Raw genomic sequence first — 21,202 nt, forward strand, 5'->3', positions numbered from 1 at the left:
TTTCCTTGACTAGAAACGACCTTTACGTATAACTAGTGGAATTCCGCCAATAATGTAAAGGTATCTCATATCAACCACTTTTTTCATCATAGCTGCAACATTCCCTTTCAATTTACGGGAACCTACGATACCGATCGCTTGACCTTTACCAAGGGAAGCCACTGTACCTTTATTCGAGTATTTGAAAGTTTTCATTTGCGATCCGCGGATTGACGCGATCAAGTTATGAGCTACAGCTTCACCTTGCTGCATCGCAATTTGTGCTGTTGGTGGGTATGGTCTGCCTTCATCGTTCATAACTATAGAACAGTCACCTACAACATAGATGTTATCGAATCCTGGTGCATGAAGATGCTCATTTACTTTAATTCTGCCGCGCATCGTTTCGAAGCCAGCCTCATCGAGCATATGGTTACCGCGGATACCGCCCGTCCATACAACTGTTGCTGCTTTGATAAACTCATCGCCAGCAATTAGAACGCCTTCTGGCGTACATTCTTTAATGGCTGTACCAATTTTAAAAGTAATACCTTTGTCCGTAAGAACTTTCATCGCATACTCAACAAGCTCAGGATCGAAACCTGGCAATGCTGTCGGCGCAGCTTCAATATTATAAATCTTCACAAGGGAAGGATCCACATCGAACTCTTTGCATAGAAGAGGAATACGATCCGCAAGCTCACCAATGAATTCAATACCGGTAAATCCAGCGCCACCGACAACGAAAGTTAGGTAATCTTTGCGATCTGGTTCACGCTTGAACTTAGCGAATTGATATTCAATGTGCTCACGAATAAAGCGAACACTGTTAATGCTGCGAATGTTCAGAGCATTTTCTTTCAGACCAGGAATTCCGAAAGTTTCCGCTTCACCACCGAGTCCGATTACAAGGTAGTCGTAGGAAAGTGTTCCGTCTTCCAAAATAACCTTTTTCTCATGTGGACGAATTTGCGTAACTGTCGACTTCACGAAATCAACTTTAAATTCATCAATTAATTTCAAAATGTTCACGCGTGCATTTTCAGGATTATCTGTCCCTGCAGCAGGCATGTGGAGATGTGTTGTAATGTAGTGATAGTCATGCTTGTTAACAAGCGTAACATCAGCTTCATTGTAGTTCAATTCTTTCTGCAAGCGAATTGCAGCAAGGATTCCACCGTAACCGGCTCCTAATATAACAATTCTTGGTATTCTACTCATGTCTCTCTCACTTCCATATCCGTATTTTGTCCCATGGTCTCTCTATCTTGTGAAAAATTACACAAACAGCTTCAAAAGTAGTATACTGCTACTAGTTTGCACGCTTTCGAAGTGAATTATGATAAAACAGGTGGAAATTCGTCACAACATGGTAAACCGATTCTCATGATATGATATAATTTTCATAAGTAAATATCAAGTGTCATTTTGCACAAAAATCTTGTATTTCAGGCGTTTTAGCCCATCCAATCTATGTAAGCATTTACTTATCATATCCCTAAGCGAATTATATGAAAAAATTAAACTTTTCTGTTTCCTTCATTAGAAGTGACGATTATAATGATAATGATTATCGCTTTATTCGGATTCTTACTCACTCACATAATCGAATCAAATCGGAGGTTCAATCATGAACGAGAGAGAAACTAAACAAGACATCGTTGATATTATTGTCATCGGCGGTGGCCCAGCTGGCATGTTCGCGTCCTTCTATGCAGGAATGCGTCAAGCATCTGTGAAAATCATTGAAAGTATGCCACAACTCGGTGGCCAACTCGCAGCTCTATATCCTGAGAAATATATTTATGATGTTGCTGGATTCCCGAAAGTTACTGCACAAGAGCTTGTAAATAATTTATCTGAACAAATGAAGCACTTCCCTATCAACATCTGCTTAGAAGAAAAGGTTCATGGGGTTGTTAAGAAAAAAGAGCGTCTATTCGAAATTACGACAGACAAAGGTGTTCATCTGAGCCATGCCGTTATTATTACAGCTGGTGTCGGGGCATTTGAGCCGCGCCGTCTTGAATTACCGGAAGCTGCGCAATTCGAGAAGAAAAACTTACATTACTTCGTAAGTGACTTGCATGCATTTGCCGGTCAAAAAGTTATCATTAGCGGCGGGGGCGATTCCGCAGTTGACTGGGCTTTGATGCTTGAGCCGATTGCTGAGAAAGTTACCCTGATCCACCGTAGAGATAAATTCCGTGCTCATGAACACAGCGTTGAGAACTTAATGAATTCGAAGGTTAACGTTGTTACACCAACTGAAATCACTCGTCTTCACGGAACAGATCGAATTGAGCAAATTACTCTTAAAAATATTAAATCAGGCGAAGAAAGCATCCACCATGTCGATGCAGTTATTATCAACTTCGGCTTCGTGTCCTCTCTTGGACCGATTTCTGAATGGGGTCTTGCTATCGAAAACGGCTCCATTGTTGTTGATTCCCGTATGGAAACGAATATCTCAGGTATCTTCGCTGCAGGTGATATTACGACATACCCTGGTAAATTGAAATTGATTGCTGTCGGCTTTGGCGAAGCACCTACTGCCATTAATAATGCCAAAGTATATATTGATCCAAGTGCGAAACTTTCACCAGGACATAGCTCGAACTTGAAATTGTAATGATTAGCAATAAAAAGGGGTATTCTAACCTAATCTACGGATTAGGAGGAATACCCCTTTGTCAGCTATATGTCCAGTTTGTAATGGCATGCAGGAATTGCAAACCAACTGTCCTGTGTGCTCGCAGCGTATGTGTGACCATGGTAAGCTAAGTGACTTGCTCGGTCCTTATTCGCCTTATGAGATGAACAACATTTCCTTGACCAACCAGGAAGGCGACGAGCAAGAGCTCTGCCTTCACCTCTTGAATTGCCCCGACTGTCATTCTAGCTATACCGTGCAAATACGTACGGAGTGAATGTTTAATTAAGTGGTGCCTCGTCCTTAACCATCACGGATAACTTTAATTTGCGTCGCTGTATCTCCGCGAGCAATAGTTCAAGAAAATCCGATTCTAATCTCAAATCTAGTGCCTTGTAATAAGAGTCGATCAATGTCTCATCGCTAATTTGTCTCACTGAAATCACCCATATTCTATAATTTAAACTAATAGTATCATGGGGTTTTTAATAGAACAAGCGTTCCGTTATCCACAGATAAGTGTGCATATCCTGTGGGTAAATTGTTAATATGTACCATAAAGGCAGACAAAGTGTAGGGGGATACTGTGCATAAACTTATGCACATCCAAAACTTGTAAAATGCTGATAAAAAAAAGTGATCACTAATTTAGTCATTTTTAACGTTCATTTAACATAACCTTCATCTTATTCACAAAATTGAAAAGAAATTTTAATCATCCCTTAATATTCATCGTCTACAATGATATTAGAAAGACAAATCAAAAGGAGCTGAGCTCGTATGATCGTTTACGATATCGTTTTAAATGGAGAAATTAAAGAAACAATTAAACCTCGCAAGAATCGTTTGAAGGAAATTTATGCCTTTATGCAAGAGCAAACGAAGTTGATGCAAGCCAAGTATGGTGAAAACGTAAGAATTAAAGGCCGAATGGTTTACTAACCTCATGAATGCCCCTTTCGGCCCCTATGTTTTCTTCCACATTCAAATAATGCCCTTACGATGTAACACAGTTAGTAAGCGATAGAAATCATAGCTTCCTTTCTCAGGCGTGTCGATCAAGCCGGCCTTAACTGCCGCATCAACAGCTGACTTCGCCCATATTGGAACGACCGTCAAAGCGGCCTGCTCCTCGAGTGAGTGAACTCTACTTGTTAATTCTGTCATCTGGGCTTGTAATTTCTCTAACATCCGTATGACCTCCTCATCAAAGAACGTTAATCCTTCCGTCACTATAATCATATTCAATTTACTTGTATAGGCAGGGTCAGTCGCATATCCACTCTTCTGTAGTGCAGCTGTTTGAGCTTGTGGAGTGCTTGCTGACCGAACTGCCGAATATCGCACAGATTGAAATAACAAATCTTGATCTCGAAATCCATCCTCGATGGAGCTGTATGCCCGAAAATCCCCCGGCACATTCGACACATATTCCTCACGTATGAATTCCCATGTGCCTACTGACACACGATCGCCCCGCCAATAAGGTGTTTGTACACTATTTCCAACTTTATATCCTACCAAGTTATTCCAAGCGTTTATTTTACCCCCAGTTTCCAGTAAAGCCTGTGCAATTCGAACAGATGGGAAAATTGGCGAGCCTTCTAAACGAAGTTTCAAAGCAATCGGTGCAACAAGATCGATGAAGTCCTTTCTAGTTGCCATTTGGCTCCCTCCTTTCAAACAACGACTAGTCCTGTCTTTATAGTATATTCCACAAATTGGTAATGGGAAACGACTCCTATCTTACTAATCACTGTGAATTGCAACTTTACTTTTCCCTTACGTTAAGGTTTATTTAAGGGGAGAGAAAGGGTGAAATCATGCAAATTAAAGATGTTGCAAACAAATTGAATATTTCTCCACGAGCTATCCGCTTCTATGAAGACAAAGGTCTCATTTCACCGTCTAAGCAGGAAAATAATTTATATAGAACGTTTACAGACAAAGAAATATGGCGGCTGCAGACGATTATTTCACTTCGAGAATCAGGCATGTCCGTTGCCGATATTCAAAAAGCGTTATTTGAAGTTGATACCGATGATAAAGAGCAGCTTCAATACTATTTAGAAATGCAGCGTTCTGTTGTTTTTGCACAATGGCTGGAGTTCAAGCAAATCATTGAAACAACGGATACCATGATTGAACTTCTGAAACAGAACAACTCGCTTCCGATAGATGATATTTTTACACTTGCCGAGGGTTCTAAACGACTTCGAGAAATGCGCAAAAATTGGAAGGATACTTGGAACTTTGATCAACAAGCCTTGACTCATGATGAACGGGTTTTACATAATGACAACGAGTATAAAGGATATGACGAAGTTCTTGATCTAACATTGCAATGGGTAAAACCGAGGGTTGGGGAGAAAGGGCTCGATCTTGGCACAGGCACAGGTAATTTAGCACAACGATTTCTGCAAAAAGGCATTCACATGGCTGGCGTAGACCAATCCAAAGAAATGATAAAGCTATGCCAAAGTAAACATCCGCAAATGGACATTAAACTCGGGAATCTCCTAGCCATTCCCTACATGGATAATCAATTCGATTTTCTCGTTACATCGTTTGCTTTTCACCATATTTCTAACGAGCAGCAGTTGCTGGCTCTTGATGAAATGCGCCGCGTACTCAAGTCTCACGGGAGAATCTGCATAGCAGATTTAATGTTCGAAACTGAATCCGCACAAGAACAATACATGAATGACTTGAGAGCGAACGGGCGGACAGATCTCCTCTCAACCATGCAAGATCAGCATTATGGCATCTGCTCTTCCCTGCTCTCTTGGTTTGACGACAATGGTTATATCACCAAACATATGAAACTCAACGATCTGCTATATATCGTATATGCGGTTCCCATTCAACCCTAATGAACCATGTCTTGACCTTCTCCTTACGTGACACATTATGATGTCAATGTGAACATAACCCTAAGGAGGAAGTAACCGAATGCCCAACCATGCAGACATTTACATCAATCAAGCTGATATGTATGAACGACTCATTTCCAAACAAGCAAGCTTATATGAAACCATCCAATCTATCATCCCCGTTGAAAGTCTAGATATCATAGACATGGGAGCTGGTTCTGGAAGATTAACCCGAATTCTCGCCCCACAAGCCAAGTCCATTGTAGCTGTAGATGAATCCGAATCTATGCTGCGAATTACTGCAGATTTTCTCAGGCAAGCTGAGCTGCACAATTGGAGAACGCAAGTTGCAGATCATAGGAATTTACCAATCGAAGATCATTGTGCTGATGTAATCCTATCTGGATGGAGCATTTGCTATCTTGTGAATGCTGAAGTCGATCAGTGGGAAGCCAACCTTCACCAAATTATAAGCGAAATCAAAAGAATTCTGCGCCCTGGCGGTACGGTCATTATTATCGAAAACTTTGGAACAGGTTCCGAAACACCTAATCCGCCTGATTTCTTAATGAATTACTATAGCCTTCTTGAAACCCAATATGGGTTTTCTCATACATGGATACGGACCGATTATACGTTTGAGAGCGTAGAAGAGGCTGATATGCTTACGCGGTTTTTCTTTGGCGATGGGATCGCAGACAAGGTTGTTAATGAGCAGTTGATTGTGTTGCCTGAGTGTGCGGGGATTTGGTGGTTGAGTGTGTAGCCGACGTTTGTTCACATTGAAGGGAACGTAGATGCGCTATTCCGCCGAAATCACTTGAAATTTGTACCAAGAGGAACGTAGATACGTTATTTGCCTGATTTATGAGGAATTTGGTGTTTTCGAGAAAAATAAGGCACCTATCATTCCCCTAGGATACTCATTTCGATAAATTTGTTGAAAATAGCGCATCCTAGTTCCCTTTTCTTCTCTAGCACGATAAAAAAAACCTTCTGAACTAGTGTGATCTACACAAAAGTTCAGAAGGTTCATTACTACTTACTTAAGCCTCAACCTTATCATCACAAGGCTCAGGTGTTCCCTCATAATCCGCTGGCTTGAAGGATGACCCACAACCACACGATGCTACCGCATTCGGGTTGTTGATGGTGAAACCACCGCCCATGCCCTTGTCTTCGAAGTCGATTTGGACGCCGTATAAATACTTAGCGCTCTCTTCATCCACAACAACCTTAACTCCGTGAATGGTAAATTCTTTATCATCAGACTTTTGATCATCATCAAAGCCCATTCCGTATGAGAAGCCGCTACAACCGCCAGCTTTCACGCCTAGTCGCAAGAACAGGTTAGGTGATTCTTCAGATGCCAAAAGCTCTTTAATTTTATCACTAGCTGATTCGCTTATGTTAATCATAATGGAAATCCCTCCTTGGCTTTTCCTTATATATCAGGAAAACCGGCATTGGTATACGAAGTGCTTGCTATAAGTATACTCCTAATCCATCTGATGCTCAAGGGCAGCTGTTCACTGTTTAGGACGTCTTGTTGCATAATACTGCAATAATAGCTGGTCTAGATCTCGACTGCATTGCTGCACGTCAGGATGAAGAAACCCATAAGAGGTCCCTAGACTCACCATTTTACCACGAAGCTGTTCAATTTTGATATGAAGTCGTTCCTGCGGTTCGGTCACGAATAATGGTAGCACGATTATTATCACCTTTAGCCCTTACGTAATCACATTGCAATAGTATACAGGAATTTGTTAATATTGGGAATAACATTTCGCCAATTTCATCGAAAAAATATAGGACATGGATAAGATTGTCGATTTATCTTCAACGTTCTGATGTTGCCCCTCCCAAGTAGGAGGTTTATAATAAGATGGATAGCATGTATCGATATAAAATCTGGTTGTGAATTCCTTAACCGAACGGGTTGACAGGTACGCGAGCAACTCACAACCCTTAACGCACCTAGTTCTAACGGCTGGCTGCGTCGTTTCATTATGCGGTTTATTTTAATTTCATAGGAGGCATAGAGCATGAGTATTACGACAATAGACCCAATCAAACGGATGGCTGAGATTGCTGACAAGGTTGAGAACGGCGAACGGCTGAGCATGGAAGATGGACTGTTTTTATATGAATCTGACGACCTTTTAACCATTGGTCAATTAGCAAATAAAGTGAATACACGGTTAAATGGGAATAAGGTTTATTTTGTACAAAATATGAGCTTATATTTCACGAATGTCTGTGAGGAGCATTGTTCATTTTGTCATTTCCGCCGCGACGAAGGTCAAGAAGGTGCTTACACGCTAACCCCTGACCAAATGTTAGACTATATTGCCGAGAATTTTAACCCTGAAATTAAAGAATTCCATATTAGTCAGGGACATAACCCTCACCTGCCGTTCGAGTATTATGTCGATTGCATTCGTCGGTTGAAACAAGCTTACCCTGATGTCACAATTAAAGCTCATACAGCTGCTGAGATCGAATTCTTCTCACGTATCAGCGGCCTCAGCTATCGAGATGTACTTAAGGCGTTAATGGATGCTGGTCTTTCCACGCTACCTGGTGGAGGAGCCGAAATTCTTACAGAACGTTACCGTTCGAAAATGAAGGTCGAAAAAGCTTCCACCGAAGAATGGTTGGATGTTCATCGTCAAGCTCATCTCCTAGGGATGAAAACTCATGCGACCATGCTATATGGTTCAATTGAAACGAAAGAAGAACGGATTCGCCATATGATGTTGCTGCGCGAGCTGCAAGACGAAACAGGCGGCTTCCTTGTCTTCATTCCGAATTCCGTCCAGCCAGCAAGTAAAAATGCAAGTCTTAAACGTTTCGTTCCCGCTTGGGACGAACTCAAAACAATGGCGATTAGCCGCTTAATGTTGGACAATTTCCCGCATATCAAGGCATACTTCATTAATATCGGAACGAAACTTACGCAACTTTCCTTCACATTCGGTGCTTCAGATGCGCACGGAACGATCGTGAAAGAGAAAATCTCACATGCAGCTGGCGCTCTTTCACCAGAAGGTTTAACACGGGATGAGATTGTATGGCTCATTCAAGGTGCAGGACGCGTCGCAGTAGAGCGAGACACCTTTTATAATGAAATCAAAGTGTATGAGAGATAATAAATAGTATAGAATAGATCATCGTTCAGAAGGGAAATTGGTTGGCTATGAAAAAGTTTGTCATTCTAGGAGGAGGCTATGGCGGTCTGACCATAGCTTTGAATTTACTGGAAAAGGATTTACCAGACGACACCGAACTTATTATGATTGATCGAAGTCCATTCCAAGGCCTCAAAACAGAATATTATGCACTAGCTTCCGGTACCATTGCTGAAACGCATATTCGTGTATCTTATCCGGATGACCCTCGGCTTCAGCTTGTTTACGGAGAGGTTTCCGGGGTTGATCTGGCAACGAAACAAATCACTTTCCACGACAAAGAGCCCATTTCCTATGACTGGCTAGTCATCGGACTTGGTTGTGTTGATAGCTATCATGGCATTGTGGGGGCTCAAGAATTCTCCTCCAGCATCCAAACACTTGCTCAAACGCGTGCAACCTATCAGAAAATAAACAACATCAATCCCTACGGACAAGTGTCCATCATTGGTGGAGGACTTAGCGGTGTGGAGATGGCTTCAGAACTTCGCGAGAGCCGCCCTGATTTGAATATCCGATTAATCGATCGTGGTCCAAGTCTACTTTCCGCTTTCCCTACGAATCTACAGCAATATGTACGTGAATGGATGATCGAGCATCATATCGAATTGCGTACGCAAGTATCCCTGGTTCGCTTAGATGGCGGCGATTTGTACAATCAAGATGAAATTATCCGAACAGATGCAACAATTTGGACAGCAGGTATACAACCAACGCCTATTGTCGAAGCTTTGAATGTACCAAAAGATCGTCAAGGACGTATTCTGTTAAATGAATACCACCAAATCCCGAACTTTGAAGAAGTTTACGTTGTTGGTGACTGTGCATCATTACCTTTCTCACCAAGTGCCCAAGCCGCGCAAGCGCAAGGTAAACAAATTGCCGAAGCGATTCAAGCGATTTGGAAAGGTGATACACCTAAGCTTGGCAAAATCAAGCTGCGTGGCACACTTGGTTCACTAGGCAAAAAGAGCGGCTTCGGCATCATGGGAAGACGTACGTTAATGACAGGAAAAATTGCTCGTATGTTGAAAAGCGGCGTACTTTGGAAATCCAAACGCCACTTCGGTTAAGCTAGTTAGATCGGCTTATTCACTGAGCAAATCATACATGGCCTCAATCTCTTTGATCTTTTCTAAAATGCGTTCATGGAGGCTCTCCGCGCTTTCCGCGGCGATAATTTCTCCGTTGACTAGTGCGTAAGGCTCCATGTAGCACTGGCCACAGTTGCCTAGACAGCCGTATTCCATAACATCAAATTCCGGATTTTGTTCAAGGTCTTTCATTACTTTATCGGTTCCCGTGTGCATATTGCTGGCACAAAATTCTATAATTGGTCGCATATAAAAATTCCACCCCATGTTGATAGTTTCAAGCCCCAAACCATTTTCATTTAAAGCGTATTGTACTATAATAGATAAAGAAAGGAGATGAATCAAATGACAGAAAAAACCAAAGAAGCGATTTACGATGAAGTTCTTGAGGTTTTAGATAAACTTCGTCCTTTCCTACAACGTGATGGCGGTGACGTCGATCTAGTTGATGTGGAAGATGGAATCGTAAAACTTAAACTTATGGGTGCCTGCGGCAGCTGCCCAAGCTCAACAATCACATTGAAGGCGGGTATTGAGCGTGCATTGGTTGAAGAGGTAGAAGGCATAACTGAAGTCGTACAGGTATTCTAATTACGACTATATCATAAAGAAAGAGCTTACCTCTATGGTAAGCTCTTTTTGCCATATCACGCTGGCTATTCGGACTTACGTTGTTTAAATACTGGGATCGGCTGAATAGGATCCAATGCGCCAGAGATATCCATAATATTGCCGGTTATGAAATCCGAGTTCGGTGAGCAGAGGAAATCAATAACGCGCGCTACATCCTCACCCGTTCCCGGTCGGCCAACAGGCGTTTCGCCATCCACTTCTAGGCGCGCCTCTTCCATGGTGCGTTCTTTGTTCTTCCCGCGAATATCGCCCGGACAAATCATATTCACCGTGATCCCATGTGCGGCTTCTTCTTCGGCTAATGTTTTGGTAAAGGAAACTAACCCTACTTTGGCAGCCGCATAAGCAGCTCTGTGCGTCCAACCTCTGGCTTCAGCTGCTTTGCCAAAGCCGAAATGGATGATACGCCCCCATCTTCGCTCTCTCATCATCGGCAGCACAAGATGATCTAATGTCATTACGCCTATCAGATTCCCTCGCATTAAATAATCAATTTCGTCCATGCTATAGTCAGCGAAAAAGCGACGTTCACGAACAAAAGGCCCTGCATTGTTAACAAGTATATCTATCGGTCCCAACTGAGAGACCGTTTCATCAACCATGCGGATAATATCCTCGCGCTTGGCTACATCTCCCTGCACAGCTACGCTGCGAACACCCAGATCAGTCAATTGCTGAACGAGTTCTGCAGCTTCCTTCTCGCTGGTTACATAATTCACAGCAACCTGGCAGCCCTTCTTGGCTAAAGTCAATGCCGTCATTTTGCCCAAACCCTTAGCACTGCCTGTAACAAGCACTGTTCGACCTCTTAATGGCATGGTCCCTTACCCCTTTGTCACATATGCCGTAATATAAGTAAATGCTATTGTTAAGGTTCGGCATACCATGTCAAATCCCTGCTGCAAATCGGATAAATTCAGCTTCACATCCTCAATATGAATGCGTTCACCGAGCATCGGCTCTTTCTGCATAAGATCGTCTAACATCTCAGCATTAATGTAATGCATTTCCATATTACGCAGATTGCGGAGTCTTTCTAGCGGCACTTTATAGGTCACTTTGAGGGTATAAAGTTGCAGCTCTAACGAGCCATGAAGATGCTTCTCATGCATATGGCGGAGTACCGTAAAATATGAAAATCGCGATTTCACGGTTTCGGTCTTCAAGGCGAAGAGATCATTCATAAAGGTCCCTAATTTATCTAAAACTGAAAATAGACGGATGAACGCATTTTTGTAGAAATAGACAAAGCGTTGATAATCATCTGTTTCTTGCGGAGTCATTTCTTCCAGAAAACCTTTAACAATCCGCTCGCCATATCGCTCACAACAATATTTGCTCTGTTCGAGCTCATCTAAGGCGTCAATAAAACCCTTGCTCCATATCGCTTGCCGATGAAAGATCGAATGCGACGTGGAGAGGTGACTCTGCTTGGTTTCGATCTGTTTCATATAGGCTCTCACTGCATCAAAAGCTTCCAGCAGGAGTCCGCTGTCGATACGTTCCGGCTCATTAAATAACACACGAAGCATAAGATCACCTCCCTTTTTATCCAACTAATAAGAGATTTAGAATTGCCCTGTTACTTGGTGAACGTAGTGGCCGTTGGTGCAGGTATAGGGGCTCGTTTGGCGCTTGATGTTCGATCACGCTGCACGAAAAACATTGCGGCTAACACACCCACGCCTCCAAGATACTGACTTAAGGAGATCGATTCTCCTAGAAAAATGAAACCTCCAAGTGCAGCTGTAACCGGAAGTAAATACCCATAGGCCGATGCTTTAAAAGGCCCCAGTTTGGCTAGACTCCAATTGTGTAACGAGAAACCTACCGCTGTTGCCAGCAATGAGGTATAAATTAAGCTAATCCAACCCGTCTGCGAGATCGCAGCGAAGTATGCACCATCCGCACGCAATAGCACGAACGGCAATAGAGATAGGGCTCCTGCTGTCATTTCAAGCGAAATTAAAATCGGAAGCGGATATTTCACGACTAAACGGTTCATCCCGATGAGATAAAAAGCTCCCATGAAACTGCGTATAAGCAACAGAATATCACCGCGAAATGTCTCACTGCCCAAGTGAAAGCCTTCGGCTCCCCCCGAGACGATGAGTATGACACTGCCGAGAGCCAAGGGGATTCCGATTAGGATTCGCCATGTGATCTTCACTTGCCTAGCCATGACGGCGATAAGCACTGTAATAACGGGCATAAATCCTCGCCCAAGCACGGCACCATTCGCAGCATTGGAAAACTGTAAAGCATATTGCAGCAGCGCTTCCATCCCTACGGCATTAAGTATCCCTAACCCACAGATGAGCAGAAGATCGCGACTCGCAATCTGGAAACGAAGCGACCGAGAACGATAATAGAAGTAAGTATAGACCCACAGAATCGGAATCATACTCGCAAAGCGCAGTCCATTAAAGACGAAACTGTCCCACTCTCTTCCGCCGATTTTGAGAGAGGCCAAATTGATCCCCCAGAGCAAGTAGACTAGTACAAAACCTAAATGCGGATAGATGGCTCGTAGACGTCCTGAGCTCATCGCGCGAAGTATTCCTTCCATCTCCGATCAACGAGTTCTACAATATCTTCCCGCGGGAAGAGCTCATCTGGGTAGCCAGGCTTCATTCGAGCGTCAATGACAATCGGAACTTCATAGGCAATATGATGTCGGTTCACACTCGACTGTGCGTACATATCACTTGCAGGGTTAAATCGTGTGAACACCGTCCATAAGAATTTCGTTTGGTCATTGGCAATGTCACTAGCATCATCGACAAGAATAACCATAGGCCATTGCTTTAATCGGTCAGCAGCGTTCGCAAGTAGACGCTGTGGCAGCTCTGGCTCGGCTGCATAGGAAGCGCCAGAGACGAGCAGACACCCGCCGCAGTACACAGCGATATCATGGATTTCAGGCAGTTCACCCTCTGTGTATGCCCTTGGCAGCTCGCGTACAGGGTCGCCTGTACCGAGCAGGACGGCTTTCGAGCCATGGTTGAGCTGGCCGCCGGTATAATCCAAGGTATCATGCGATGTTTTATTAAATATAAACAGATCCCGAGCAGGATCGAAACGTTCTAATACGGTTTCTAACAGCTGTGAGAAGTTCGCTAAGGTCGTCGGACGATCTGTCACGATCAAGAACTTCGTGAGGGATAACTGGCCCTCACCGAGGATCCGGAATGCCGTGCCGAGCGCCTCACGGCTGTAGCTTTCGCGGACGACAGCGGCTGCGAGCGGGTGGAACCCGGTCTCGGCATACGTCCACAGGTCTTTCACCCCAGGCATCGCCATCGGGAACGCGGGCTCCAGCAATCTTTGCAAGAATTCGCCAAGGAAGTAATCCTCCTGGCGGGGCTTGCCGACGATCGTCGCCGGATAGATCGCGTCTTTGCGGTGCCACACATGATTCACGTTGAAAACGGGGAAATCATGGATGAGTGAGTAATACCCGAAGTGGTCGCCGAACGGCCCTTCGGGGCGTCTGAGATGCGGTGGAACGGAGCCGCATATCGCGAACTCCGCCTCGGCTACGAGGCGGTGCCCCCCATGGGGATTCTCCACCATGGGCAGCTTCTGCCCGAGGATGAGCGAAGCGAGCATCAGCTCGGGCAAGTGCTCGGGCACCGGCGCAATCGCCGAGGCGATGAGCGCTGGCGGGCCGCCCAGGAACACGGTGACGGGCAGCGCCTGGTTGCGCTTCTCGGCTTCGTGGTAGTGGAAGCCGCCGCCTTTGTGGATTTGCCAGTGCATCCCGGTCGTGAAGTCATCATATACCTGCATGCGATACATGCCCAGGTTATGATGACCGCCATCGGGATGCTCGGTGTACACGAGCGGCAGCGTGACGAACGGGCCGCCGTCTTCTTGCCAGCTCGTCAGGACCGGCAGTCCTGCGAGCGGGTTGTCCTTCTTCAAGCCGCCGAGAATCGGCGCTTGATTCGGCTGGATCTTCTTCGTCCCAACTTTCATCAGGTCAAGGATAAGACCTCTTTCACCCCACAGCGCTTTCGGTGTAGGGGGCATTAATGTGCTAGTCGCGTTGATAACCGCTTTCATGAATTGCTCCGGCTTCGGACCGAAAGCCAGATCCACTCTTCTTGTTGTGCCAAAGAGGTTCGTCACGACAGGGAATGCGCTGCCTTTTACATTCGTGAACAGTAAAGCCGGCCCTTCCTCGTCGATGACGCGACGATGAATTTCTGCAAGCTCAAGATTCGGATCCACGGGAGCCGAGATTTCAATCAATTCATTTTCGCGTCGTAACATCTCTATAAACGCTCGAAGATTTGTTGGTACCATGGGAACTTCCACCTTTGTCTATGTAATAGTTACTCATTCTCTCGAGATAAAAAAGGAAATGGCCTTCCGTTAGAAGGCCTTGTTGTGCCTGTGCCGCATGATGCTGCTAGGCTTTGCGATCATATAGCGTAAGTACACACAAATAACATAAGAATCCAAACATACAAGCCACAATAATGGCATGAATCATACCTGTGAATAAATAAGCGACTTCATTCCCTAGGGACCAAGTTACGACTGCACCGCTAATCACTTGAAGTGAAACGGTAATAAGCGCCCATTTGCTTCCGAACCAAAGCTTGTCCGTCGGTTGATAATGGCGTCGAGCTTGCAGATAAAGAAATAAAATACAAACAAAGAGCAGTAAAGCGGCAATCCGATGTGTAAAAACAATTCCTGTTGCTCCGCTCAGTTCTGGAATGAATTCGCCATTACATAACGGCCAGCCCGAGCAGCCGCCTGAAGAAACGGTATGACGCACGAATGCTCCTAAATAAACAACGATGTAGCTATAAATAGCGGTAAACCAGACGATGACTTTGAAGCTAGTATGAATCTGCGTTGTGCGTACAAATTGTCCCCACGAGGTAAACACGAGTGCAAGTAGCAGGGAAAAGGCAAAGGCGAGCAAAGATAATCCGAAATGAAGCGCCAGGACAAGGGAGGATTGCGGCCATACGACGGCCAATGCGCCCATAGCTGCTTGGATCAGGGTCATGACCACTGTTGCAGTGATAAAGAATTTAGCATCTTTACGCTTCACATAGCGGAAAACTAAGTAAAACGTTGCAACAAGTATCATGGTCACAATACCTACAACTAAGCGATGACTGTACTCGATAAACGAAGAAATGGTATGTGCTGGAATGAATTTACCATGGCACAACGGCCATTCGTCGCCACAGCCCCGACCAGCGTCAGCCTTGGTTACTAAGGCCCCCATAGCAAGAATAAGGAACATGCCGATGGCTGATAAATTAGCTAATCTTTGGATCCATTTTTGCATGATTGCACCTACTTTATGTCATATCTTTTGAGGATCATGTCGAATACTGTAGTTCCGCTTTCAATTATAGCTGTAATATGAAGGCATTTCCATTCGCAATTGTTACAAAGCTCCGAAACAACAAGGAATCGGTTTGCCGGCTTATCGACGAGTTGCACCCAACACTTGGAAATAACATTATAGTGTGTGTAGTATGGAAGCATTTATTCTGGATATGAAAAAAGGCTTGATTCCGAGACTGGCTAACTTTATTTCGTCTTTTGACGATGGGATAGCACTGTGAGGTGTGTTAACGACATCAAAAAACACCGCCATCGGATATGATCCGACTGCGGTGTCCATGTATGTTTACTCCATCTGGTGTTCTATCTTATGCCTGCTTACTCCATCTTATGGAGCTAACGCATTCGCAACTTCGATTGCACGATCAAGGAATTGCTCGATTTCTTCACGAGTTTTACGCAGTTTGCTGACGAATCGAACGACCTCTTGGCCGTTACGGAAAGCAATGAAACTCGGGATGCCTAAGATGTTCAATTGTTCACACAAATCCGGGAACTCATCGCGATCCAGTTCAATGAACGTAAGACGACCTTCATAAGCTTGCTCTACGGCAGGCATAAAAGGATCAATATAATGGCAATCCTTACACCATGTCGTTTTGAAAATAGCTATTGTCACGCCAGACTGCGAAATTTGCTCTTGAAATTGTTGCTCAGTTGAAACTTTGCGCATGGGACACCTCATCACTTCTGGAATTTACTCTCTTATAGCATGTGAGGAAATCGGTGTCAAGCGCTTCTTCTTGATCCAGGAAAATTTGATTGTTGTACAATTCCAACCTTATCTTATTCGATTGCTTGAGCCCTATTGCTTCCAGATAATCCTGAGGAACTTGTAGAAGACCTGCTATTAAAGAGCTTAACTATAATCATTTCCTCTTAATTTAGGACTTTATTACTAGTAATAGAGGTGATATAATTTTTAGAAACTTGATATTAGTTCTTCTGTAACGATAAAGGCAAAACTAATGAAAATTAGTGACGCAAAACTAAAGGGGCTAAGGCGATTATTTCGCTACGCTTGCCAGTTACCGAACCCAGGGAGAGATATTTAATCCCCTATGTTCTTTATAAGGGGATATTTTTATGTTCGTTTATAGATAATAACGGGTAATAAGCCCACCCATTGAGGTGAAATTTAAATGGCAAGACTAATGGTTGTAGATGATTCTATGTTTATGCGATTAATGATAAAGAACATCTTATTAGAATTAGGGCATGAAATTGTTGCTGAAGCATCAAATGGACTTGAGGCAGTATCTCTGTTTCTTCAACATTCTCCAGACCTAGTAACGTTGGATATTACAATGCCTGAGATGGACGGTATTACTGCTTTAAAGGAAATAAAAAAATACAACAGTGACTCAAAGATAGTAATGGTTTCAGCGATGGGGCAGCAATCTTTTGTTATTGAGTCCATTTCCTTAGGTGCTAACGATTTTATTGTGAAGCCTTTTGATAAAGATAGGGTAGCAGATGCAGTACAAAAGTTACTATATCAATAACGTAATACCATCTGTTTAACAAAACTTAAGAAAACTGTCCATCTTCCCCTTACTTCATGAGGTCTTCATGGTAACTTATTCAACAAACGTTCCTCGTTAACACCACGAAGTCACCGATCGGTCTGCGGCAGCTTCGTGGTGTTGTTTACTAAGCTCTCATCTTTTCCGGGCAGTGGATGCCGCGCCAGTCGCTTACATCGCATTGGCCGTACTCATTATCACCAACAGCAACCACCGTGCCGTCCGATTAAAGCCCTACGGTATCGGCACAACCCGCCGCAATCGCCACAATATCGTGCCAATCACTTACATTACATTGGCCATACTCATTCCAACCCACTGCCGCCACAGTACCGTCCGATTTAAGGCCAATGGTATGATTACTACCCACCGCTATCGCCACAATACCTCGCCAACCACCTACATCGCATTGGTCATGTTTATTCAAACCCACAGCCGTCACCGTGCCGTCCGATTAAAGCCCTACGGTATGACGACGACCCGCCGCTATGGTATCTTTAGGCCACCGTTTCACCTTTAACATCGCTTCTTTCGGTGAAATGTAATCCATGTTTTACCCCCTTGAAAACAAAACGTATATTTATATATACGTTTCATCTTGGTTAACTACACTACGAGAGTTGTACGTTCCATCAAGAAATATTACCACGAACTGTCGTTCTTAACCTACTTGGTGTTTACCAACTGTATCCTTTTCCTCTTTTTCTGTATATCCAAAGAAAATATGTTCTCGAAATCAGGAAAGTCAAGCATAACGAAATCCAAGTCATATACCAGTTCCAATGAATATAGTTTATTAATTCCGTTTTACGCTCAAAGATAACCTCCAATAACGTCATAATTGTTGGAAATCCAAGGACCCATCCGACTTTCTTCCAAAGCTTCCCCACCGGATAACGCAAATTAAAGATGACGCACAGTGAAGGATAGATAAAATATTCAAATGAGAAGCTTGTCCCACTAGCTTTTACAAATTCCCGAATCGGATACTCAATTAATCCCAACTCCACAATAATCAACCCCATGCTCCATGTCATCGTTTGCTTAAAGAAAAAAACGACTGATGCTTCACGAAATTTATCCTTCGGAACCGTGAATATCAGCAGAAATGCAGTAATGAGATTAATGGATATGAGAATCAGACGGTCTATTGTCTCTTCGGACACTTAATATTCCTCCTTATGCAGTTTCCTGAAGGATCACTGCCACCTAATAAAAACATGGGGATTATGGATATAATCCCCAATAGAATATTGAATTATCCTGCTCGTTCGTTGAGCAAGCTCAACTTCTTAGTTATATCCTCATTAATTAACGAACCCCTAGACTAGAAAAAAGTGGGTGGTTGTTCCACGGTTGACGACGACGGTTGTGTTGTTGATCCCGGAAAATAAAGTTCGTTAGTCAATGTCCAGTATTTATATGGTTTTTAAGATTGTTAGCACTCAAAATAAGTTCGTTAGTCAAAGGACTTTTTCATTTTGAAATGCGGAAAATGTGGATAATAAAGTTCGTTAGCGATATTACAATTGTAAACAGCTAGATGATTCAGGAGAATAAAGTTTGTAAATAATATTAACTTCAATAAACAAAATTAAAGAGCCGCGCTTAAATTCGCAGCTCCTTAATTTTATTTACTCAGATTTTGATAATAATAAACACTTTTCTAATTCATATCTTACACGATCGCTACATTTGCGAAAAACATGCATGTTAAGCATTGTTCCTAATGTCAAATTTCTAGGTTTGCTTTCCCAGTCTGCAATTACTAATTTAATCTTCCTGAGTTGATAATCTTCTATTGTTTCTAGATTTTCTTCAATCACCATGAATGTTTTTGGAAATCTTTCCGGATACATTTCAAGATGTCTTCGATTTACTTTTGAAAGTATTTTCAGAAGGGTTTCTTTTTTTATCCTATCATTTGGATTTGATTCGTATAAGTATTCAGCTCTCTTGACAACTATATCATGTAATTCATTATCTCTTTGTGACCAATCCAACTGACTTGTTACTGGTATAATCTGATTAACCCAATGAGGGTCATGTGTTATTAATAACTTGTAATTCCAATAGCCAATGTTATTAATTATTTTAGTCCGATTAAGCTTAGCTTTCTCGATATTACTATGTTGTTCCAAAAAGGATAAGATGTTTTCTTTAATTTCATCGATTTTTGTTTGTAAATATTCAGCACATATTTTTAATTTTTTAAAAGCTTCGATGTCGCTATTATTCTCGAAATAATACTCAACAAATCGTTTTATTTTCGGGGTAGTTACTCCTAGTTGTTTTGCAACTATATTGTAGTCTTTGAAATTAAAATACAATTGAATCATATTTTCAAACCATTCGAATTCATAAGTAGATTGTTCATCTTTCCCAATAGTTTTTCTATAATATTTATAAGCAATGTAGTTTACACCGTATTTCTCTTCCACCATTCCTTTGTCTTCCTGAAACATTTCGATAATTTTAGCTTTCCAAACATCTCCAAAATGGATTACATTAAAATCATCTGATTTTGTGTGACCTTCCAAATTCTCGTATTGTTTATATATCATCTTGCACATTGGGCATTCAAATATACCTACCAGTTGATCTGTCTTTTTTTCAAATATTCTTTTGATCATTCTGATTACTTTTTGATTTTGCTCACTGCAAAAGGAATTTTTACATTCCCACGGACCGTACCCAAAAGGAACATTACATGAAATCAGTGGTGGATCTTGTTGAAGAAACTCTCTAATGCTGCCTGAGAACATCCGAATTATAACTATATGTAGATAAAGATTAGAATATCTTTTTTTTATTTTTAGAACATCCGAAATCAAATTAGTATTATTAGAATTATGGATATTTAGTCCAAACAAGATTGCTTCAGGTCTTTTATTAAAATCGTTAATGAATTCTTTATGACGGTATGTACCACTAAACCTTAAATAGCGCTTTTTTAGTGAATATGAATGGTAAAGTTCCTTGAGAATATCAGAGTTTAAAGAACTTTTAGTTGACAAAAGAAACTCAAGATCCTCGGTAATGTTAAGCATTACTTTTACTCGTTCATTAATTTCTAGAGTTTGAGTTTCTTCTAATAGAAAGTCACAATTTAGGCAAGATGGTTTATAAAGTTGAATACATGCATTTTCCGCAGCAAGTAGAGTTGAACATCTAGGGCAACGATCATTTAGTAATTTTTGGTGCTTTTTACATATGTTTATTTGTTTAAATTGATGAATTCTATGGACATAACATTGACCAAAATTTTTATAATCTTCTTGTAAGCATTCAAAACAATAATGAATATTCGATGATAGAAAATCGATAGCAGTATTCTTCTCAACTCCACCATCACCATTATTAAAATAATTTGTTAGTCTTTCCAAGCCAAGACTATCAAAGAATAAACGATAAATAGGAAAGAAAGTATAACTATTCAAAAAATCTTGGAAATTAACACTTGTTTTACCAAGAATTCCACTAATTGCTGAACCAATATTTTTTGTAATTGAAGGAATCAAGCCATTCATTGTCCCAAATAGTTTATTATTGGTGTCAACAATTTTCCTATTTCCTGACAATCTATGCCACCTAAACACAACGCTTCTAAAATCCTCATCTGGAAATAAAGTAATAAAAAAGTTTAATGTTTCTGACATTGTTGTTCCCTCATTAATTTCAAAATTGTTGCTAGTCATAAATTTCCCGAAAATTAACATTTTATTCATATTTGTTAAAGAACTTGAAAAATGATATCAACAATCATTGAAATATTTTAGAAAAGTTAGAAATTCTAAGCAGTCACCAAAGGGTCAAAGTTTCAATCTAATTTGCTGAGGTAATCAGTAATCCTGTTCTTCTGAAAATAATT

The 21,202-nt window shown here is 42.1% G+C and carries 23 protein-coding genes, 1 pseudogene and 1 riboswitch; of the genes and pseudogenes, 9 read left to right on the forward strand and 15 right to left on the reverse strand.

Annotation, left to right across the window (positions count from 1 at the left end; genetic code table 11):
• Positions 1 to 9 precede the first annotated feature (9 nt).
• Positions 10 to 1,200: an NAD(P)/FAD-dependent oxidoreductase gene (locus ASG89_RS21350; RefSeq protein WP_057313101.1), complete on the reverse strand. Its 1,191-nt coding sequence runs from the start codon at positions 1,198 to 1,200 to the stop codon at positions 10 to 12.
• A gap of 409 nt (positions 1,201 to 1,609) precedes the next feature.
• Here ASG89_RS21350 and ASG89_RS21355 point away from each other — a divergent pair, with 409 nt between their 5' ends.
• Together ASG89_RS21355 and ASG89_RS36555 are read left to right on the forward strand one after the other, a co-directional pair.
• Complete coding sequence (locus ASG89_RS21355) at positions 1,610 to 2,611, forward strand: NAD(P)/FAD-dependent oxidoreductase (protein ID WP_057313102.1); 1,002 nt, start codon at positions 1,610 to 1,612, stop codon at positions 2,609 to 2,611.
• Positions 2,612 to 2,669: 58 nt separating this feature from the next.
• Complete coding sequence (locus tag ASG89_RS36555; RefSeq protein WP_157276750.1) at positions 2,670 to 2,909, forward strand: hypothetical protein; 240 nt, start codon at positions 2,670 to 2,672, stop codon at positions 2,907 to 2,909.
• Positions 2,910 to 2,913: 4 nt separating this feature from the next.
• Here ASG89_RS36555 and sda read toward each other — a convergent pair whose 3' ends face one another.
• The gene (sda, locus tag ASG89_RS35760; protein ID WP_414813280.1) at positions 2,914 to 3,078 is read right to left on the reverse strand and encodes a sporulation histidine kinase inhibitor Sda; all 165 of its coding nucleotides are present in this window, start codon (positions 3,076 to 3,078) and stop codon (positions 2,914 to 2,916) included.
• A 334-nt stretch (positions 3,079 to 3,412) separates the two neighbouring features.
• On the opposite strand from sda, the gene ASG89_RS21360 reads away from it, so the two are divergent.
• Complete coding sequence (locus ASG89_RS21360) at positions 3,413 to 3,574, forward strand: hypothetical protein (protein ID WP_057313103.1); 162 nt, start codon at positions 3,413 to 3,415, stop codon at positions 3,572 to 3,574.
• A gap of 42 nt (positions 3,575 to 3,616) precedes the next feature.
• Here ASG89_RS21360 and ASG89_RS21365 read toward each other — a convergent pair whose 3' ends face one another.
• Positions 3,617 to 4,297, reverse strand: coding sequence for a glycoside hydrolase family 73 protein (locus ASG89_RS21365; RefSeq protein ID WP_057313104.1), 681 nt, complete (start codon positions 4,295 to 4,297; stop codon positions 3,617 to 3,619).
• 158 nt (positions 4,298 to 4,455) lie between these two features.
• Between ASG89_RS21365 and ASG89_RS21370 the strand changes: the two genes are divergently transcribed.
• Together ASG89_RS21370 and ASG89_RS21375 are read left to right on the forward strand one after the other, a co-directional pair.
• Positions 4,456 to 5,505: a MerR family transcriptional regulator gene (locus tag ASG89_RS21370; RefSeq protein ID WP_057313105.1), complete on the forward strand. Its 1,050-nt coding sequence runs from the start codon at positions 4,456 to 4,458 to the stop codon at positions 5,503 to 5,505.
• A gap of 79 nt (positions 5,506 to 5,584) precedes the next feature.
• A complete protein-coding gene (locus ASG89_RS21375) occupies positions 5,585 to 6,271 on the forward strand; it encodes a class I SAM-dependent methyltransferase (protein WP_057313106.1) in 687 nt (228 codons plus the stop codon).
• 280 nt (positions 6,272 to 6,551) lie between these two features.
• On the opposite strand, the gene ASG89_RS21380 is transcribed toward ASG89_RS21375, so the two are convergent.
• The gene (locus tag ASG89_RS21380; RefSeq protein WP_028558595.1) at positions 6,552 to 6,923 is read right to left on the reverse strand and encodes a HesB/IscA family protein; all 372 of its coding nucleotides are present in this window, start codon (positions 6,921 to 6,923) and stop codon (positions 6,552 to 6,554) included.
• Positions 6,924 to 7,034: 111 nt separating this feature from the next.
• The gene (locus ASG89_RS37790; RefSeq protein WP_235549861.1) at positions 7,035 to 7,217 is read right to left on the reverse strand and encodes an aspartyl-phosphate phosphatase Spo0E family protein; all 183 of its coding nucleotides are present in this window, start codon (positions 7,215 to 7,217) and stop codon (positions 7,035 to 7,037) included.
• Between the two features lie 336 nt (positions 7,218 to 7,553).
• Here ASG89_RS37790 and mqnE point away from each other — a divergent pair, with 336 nt between their 5' ends.
• Together mqnE and ASG89_RS21390 are read left to right on the forward strand one after the other, a co-directional pair.
• On the forward strand, positions 7,554 to 8,660 hold the full coding sequence (gene mqnE, locus ASG89_RS21385; RefSeq protein WP_057313107.1) for an aminofutalosine synthase MqnE: 1,107 nt from the start codon (positions 7,554 to 7,556) through the stop codon (positions 8,658 to 8,660).
• Between the two features lie 47 nt (positions 8,661 to 8,707).
• Entirely contained in the window at positions 8,708 to 9,772 is a 1,065-nt protein-coding gene (locus tag ASG89_RS21390) for an NAD(P)/FAD-dependent oxidoreductase (protein WP_057313135.1), read from the forward strand.
• A 15-nt stretch (positions 9,773 to 9,787) separates the two neighbouring features.
• Here the strand turns inward: ASG89_RS21390 and ASG89_RS21395 are convergent, their stop codons facing one another.
• Positions 9,788 to 10,042 (reverse strand): YuzB family protein, encoded by a 255-nt coding sequence (locus tag ASG89_RS21395; protein WP_057313108.1) that lies wholly within the window; start codon positions 10,040 to 10,042, stop codon positions 9,788 to 9,790.
• Between the two features lie 96 nt (positions 10,043 to 10,138).
• On the opposite strand from ASG89_RS21395, the gene ASG89_RS21400 reads away from it, so the two are divergent.
• Complete coding sequence (locus ASG89_RS21400) at positions 10,139 to 10,384, forward strand: NifU family protein (RefSeq protein WP_028558591.1); 246 nt, start codon at positions 10,139 to 10,141, stop codon at positions 10,382 to 10,384.
• A gap of 65 nt (positions 10,385 to 10,449) precedes the next feature.
• Here ASG89_RS21400 and ASG89_RS21405 read toward each other — a convergent pair whose 3' ends face one another.
• From ASG89_RS21405 to ASG89_RS21430, 6 genes are all read right to left on the reverse strand, one after another.
• Complete coding sequence (locus tag ASG89_RS21405; protein WP_057313109.1) at positions 10,450 to 11,244, reverse strand: SDR family oxidoreductase; 795 nt, start codon at positions 11,242 to 11,244, stop codon at positions 10,450 to 10,452.
• 6 nt (positions 11,245 to 11,250) lie between these two features.
• Entirely contained in the window at positions 11,251 to 11,958 is a 708-nt protein-coding gene (locus ASG89_RS21410) for a Cthe_2314 family HEPN domain-containing protein (RefSeq protein WP_057313110.1), read from the reverse strand.
• 50 nt (positions 11,959 to 12,008) lie between these two features.
• Positions 12,009 to 12,974, reverse strand: coding sequence for a DMT family transporter (locus ASG89_RS21415; RefSeq protein WP_057313111.1), 966 nt, complete (start codon positions 12,972 to 12,974; stop codon positions 12,009 to 12,011).
• On the reverse strand, positions 12,971 to 14,737 hold the full coding sequence (locus ASG89_RS21420; protein WP_057313112.1) for a UbiD family decarboxylase: 1,767 nt from the start codon (positions 14,735 to 14,737) through the stop codon (positions 12,971 to 12,973). The genes ASG89_RS21415 and ASG89_RS21420 overlap by 4 nt, the downstream gene beginning before the upstream one ends.
• Positions 14,738 to 14,843: 106 nt before the next feature.
• Complete coding sequence (locus ASG89_RS21425) at positions 14,844 to 15,743, reverse strand: COX15/CtaA family protein (RefSeq protein ID WP_057313113.1); 900 nt, start codon at positions 15,741 to 15,743, stop codon at positions 14,844 to 14,846.
• A gap of 390 nt (positions 15,744 to 16,133) precedes the next feature.
• Positions 16,134 to 16,478, reverse strand: a complete 345-nt coding sequence (locus ASG89_RS21430; RefSeq protein WP_057313114.1) for a thioredoxin family protein — start codon at positions 16,476 to 16,478, stop codon at positions 16,134 to 16,136.
• Between the two features lie 275 nt (positions 16,479 to 16,753).
• A riboswitch (cyclic di-GMP riboswitch) is annotated at positions 16,754 to 16,841 on the forward strand.
• A 106-nt stretch (positions 16,842 to 16,947) separates the two neighbouring features.
• Here ASG89_RS21430 and ASG89_RS21435 point away from each other — a divergent pair.
• On the forward strand, positions 16,948 to 17,310 hold the full coding sequence (locus tag ASG89_RS21435) for a response regulator (RefSeq protein WP_057313115.1): 363 nt from the start codon (positions 16,948 to 16,950) through the stop codon (positions 17,308 to 17,310).
• A gap of 148 nt (positions 17,311 to 17,458) precedes the next feature.
• Here ASG89_RS21435 and ASG89_RS21440 read toward each other — a convergent pair.
• The 3 genes and pseudogenes from ASG89_RS21440 to ASG89_RS21450 form a co-directional block, all read right to left on the reverse strand.
• Positions 17,459 to 17,815: pseudogene (locus tag ASG89_RS21440) on the reverse strand (chromosome condensation regulator); the annotation flags it as partial.
• A gap of 193 nt (positions 17,816 to 18,008) precedes the next feature.
• Positions 18,009 to 18,497 (reverse strand): CBO0543 family protein, encoded by a 489-nt coding sequence (locus ASG89_RS21445; protein ID WP_057313116.1) that lies wholly within the window; start codon positions 18,495 to 18,497, stop codon positions 18,009 to 18,011.
• Positions 18,498 to 18,965: 468 nt separating this feature from the next.
• The gene (locus ASG89_RS21450; RefSeq protein ID WP_057313117.1) at positions 18,966 to 20,990 is read right to left on the reverse strand and encodes a TnsD family Tn7-like transposition protein; all 2,025 of its coding nucleotides are present in this window, start codon (positions 20,988 to 20,990) and stop codon (positions 18,966 to 18,968) included.
• Positions 20,991 to 21,202: the final 212 nt, after the last annotated feature.

It is taken from the genome of Paenibacillus sp. Soil766 (genome assembly GCF_001428105.1).
Classification (GTDB): domain Bacteria; phylum Bacillota; class Bacilli; order Paenibacillales; family NBRC-103111; genus Paenibacillus_E.

Excerpts from the sequence above, each read along its gene's own strand:
- ASG89_RS21350 (WP_057313101.1), bottom strand. The coding sequence starts at position 1,200 with ATGAGTAGAATACCAAGAATTGTTATATTAGGAGCCGGTTACGGTGGA.
- ASG89_RS21355 (WP_057313102.1), top strand. The coding sequence starts at position 1,610 with ATGAACGAGAGAGAAACTAAACAAGACATCGTTGATATTATTGTCATC.
- ASG89_RS21360 (WP_057313103.1), top strand. The coding sequence starts at position 3,413 with ATGATCGTTTACGATATCGTTTTAAATGGAGAAATTAAAGAAACAATT.
- ASG89_RS21365 (WP_057313104.1), bottom strand. The coding sequence starts at position 4,297 with ATGGCAACTAGAAAGGACTTCATCGATCTTGTTGCACCGATTGCTTTG.
- ASG89_RS21370 (WP_057313105.1), top strand. The coding sequence starts at position 4,456 with ATGCAAATTAAAGATGTTGCAAACAAATTGAATATTTCTCCACGAGCT.
- ASG89_RS21375 (WP_057313106.1), top strand. The coding sequence starts at position 5,585 with ATGCCCAACCATGCAGACATTTACATCAATCAAGCTGATATGTATGAA.
- ASG89_RS21380 (WP_028558595.1), bottom strand. The coding sequence starts at position 6,923 with ATGATTAACATAAGCGAATCAGCTAGTGATAAAATTAAAGAGCTTTTG.
- mqnE (WP_057313107.1), top strand. The coding sequence starts at position 7,554 with ATGAGTATTACGACAATAGACCCAATCAAACGGATGGCTGAGATTGCT.
- ASG89_RS21390 (WP_057313135.1), top strand. The coding sequence starts at position 8,708 with ATGAAAAAGTTTGTCATTCTAGGAGGAGGCTATGGCGGTCTGACCATA.
- ASG89_RS21395 (WP_057313108.1), bottom strand. The coding sequence starts at position 10,042 with ATGCGACCAATTATAGAATTTTGTGCCAGCAATATGCACACGGGAACC.
- ASG89_RS21400 (WP_028558591.1), top strand. The coding sequence starts at position 10,139 with ATGACAGAAAAAACCAAAGAAGCGATTTACGATGAAGTTCTTGAGGTT.
- ASG89_RS21405 (WP_057313109.1), bottom strand. The coding sequence starts at position 11,244 with ATGCCATTAAGAGGTCGAACAGTGCTTGTTACAGGCAGTGCTAAGGGT.
- ASG89_RS21410 (WP_057313110.1), bottom strand. The coding sequence starts at position 11,958 with ATGCTTCGTGTGTTATTTAATGAGCCGGAACGTATCGACAGCGGACTC.
- ASG89_RS21415 (WP_057313111.1), bottom strand. The coding sequence starts at position 12,974 with ATGAGCTCAGGACGTCTACGAGCCATCTATCCGCATTTAGGTTTTGTA.
- ASG89_RS21420 (WP_057313112.1), bottom strand. The coding sequence starts at position 14,737 with ATGGTACCAACAAATCTTCGAGCGTTTATAGAGATGTTACGACGCGAA.
- ASG89_RS21425 (WP_057313113.1), bottom strand. The coding sequence starts at position 15,743 with ATGCAAAAATGGATCCAAAGATTAGCTAATTTATCAGCCATCGGCATG.
- ASG89_RS21430 (WP_057313114.1), bottom strand. The coding sequence starts at position 16,478 with ATGCGCAAAGTTTCAACTGAGCAACAATTTCAAGAGCAAATTTCGCAG.
- ASG89_RS21435 (WP_057313115.1), top strand. The coding sequence starts at position 16,948 with ATGGCAAGACTAATGGTTGTAGATGATTCTATGTTTATGCGATTAATG.
- ASG89_RS21450 (WP_057313117.1), bottom strand. The coding sequence starts at position 20,990 with ATGTCAGAAACATTAAACTTTTTTATTACTTTATTTCCAGATGAGGAT.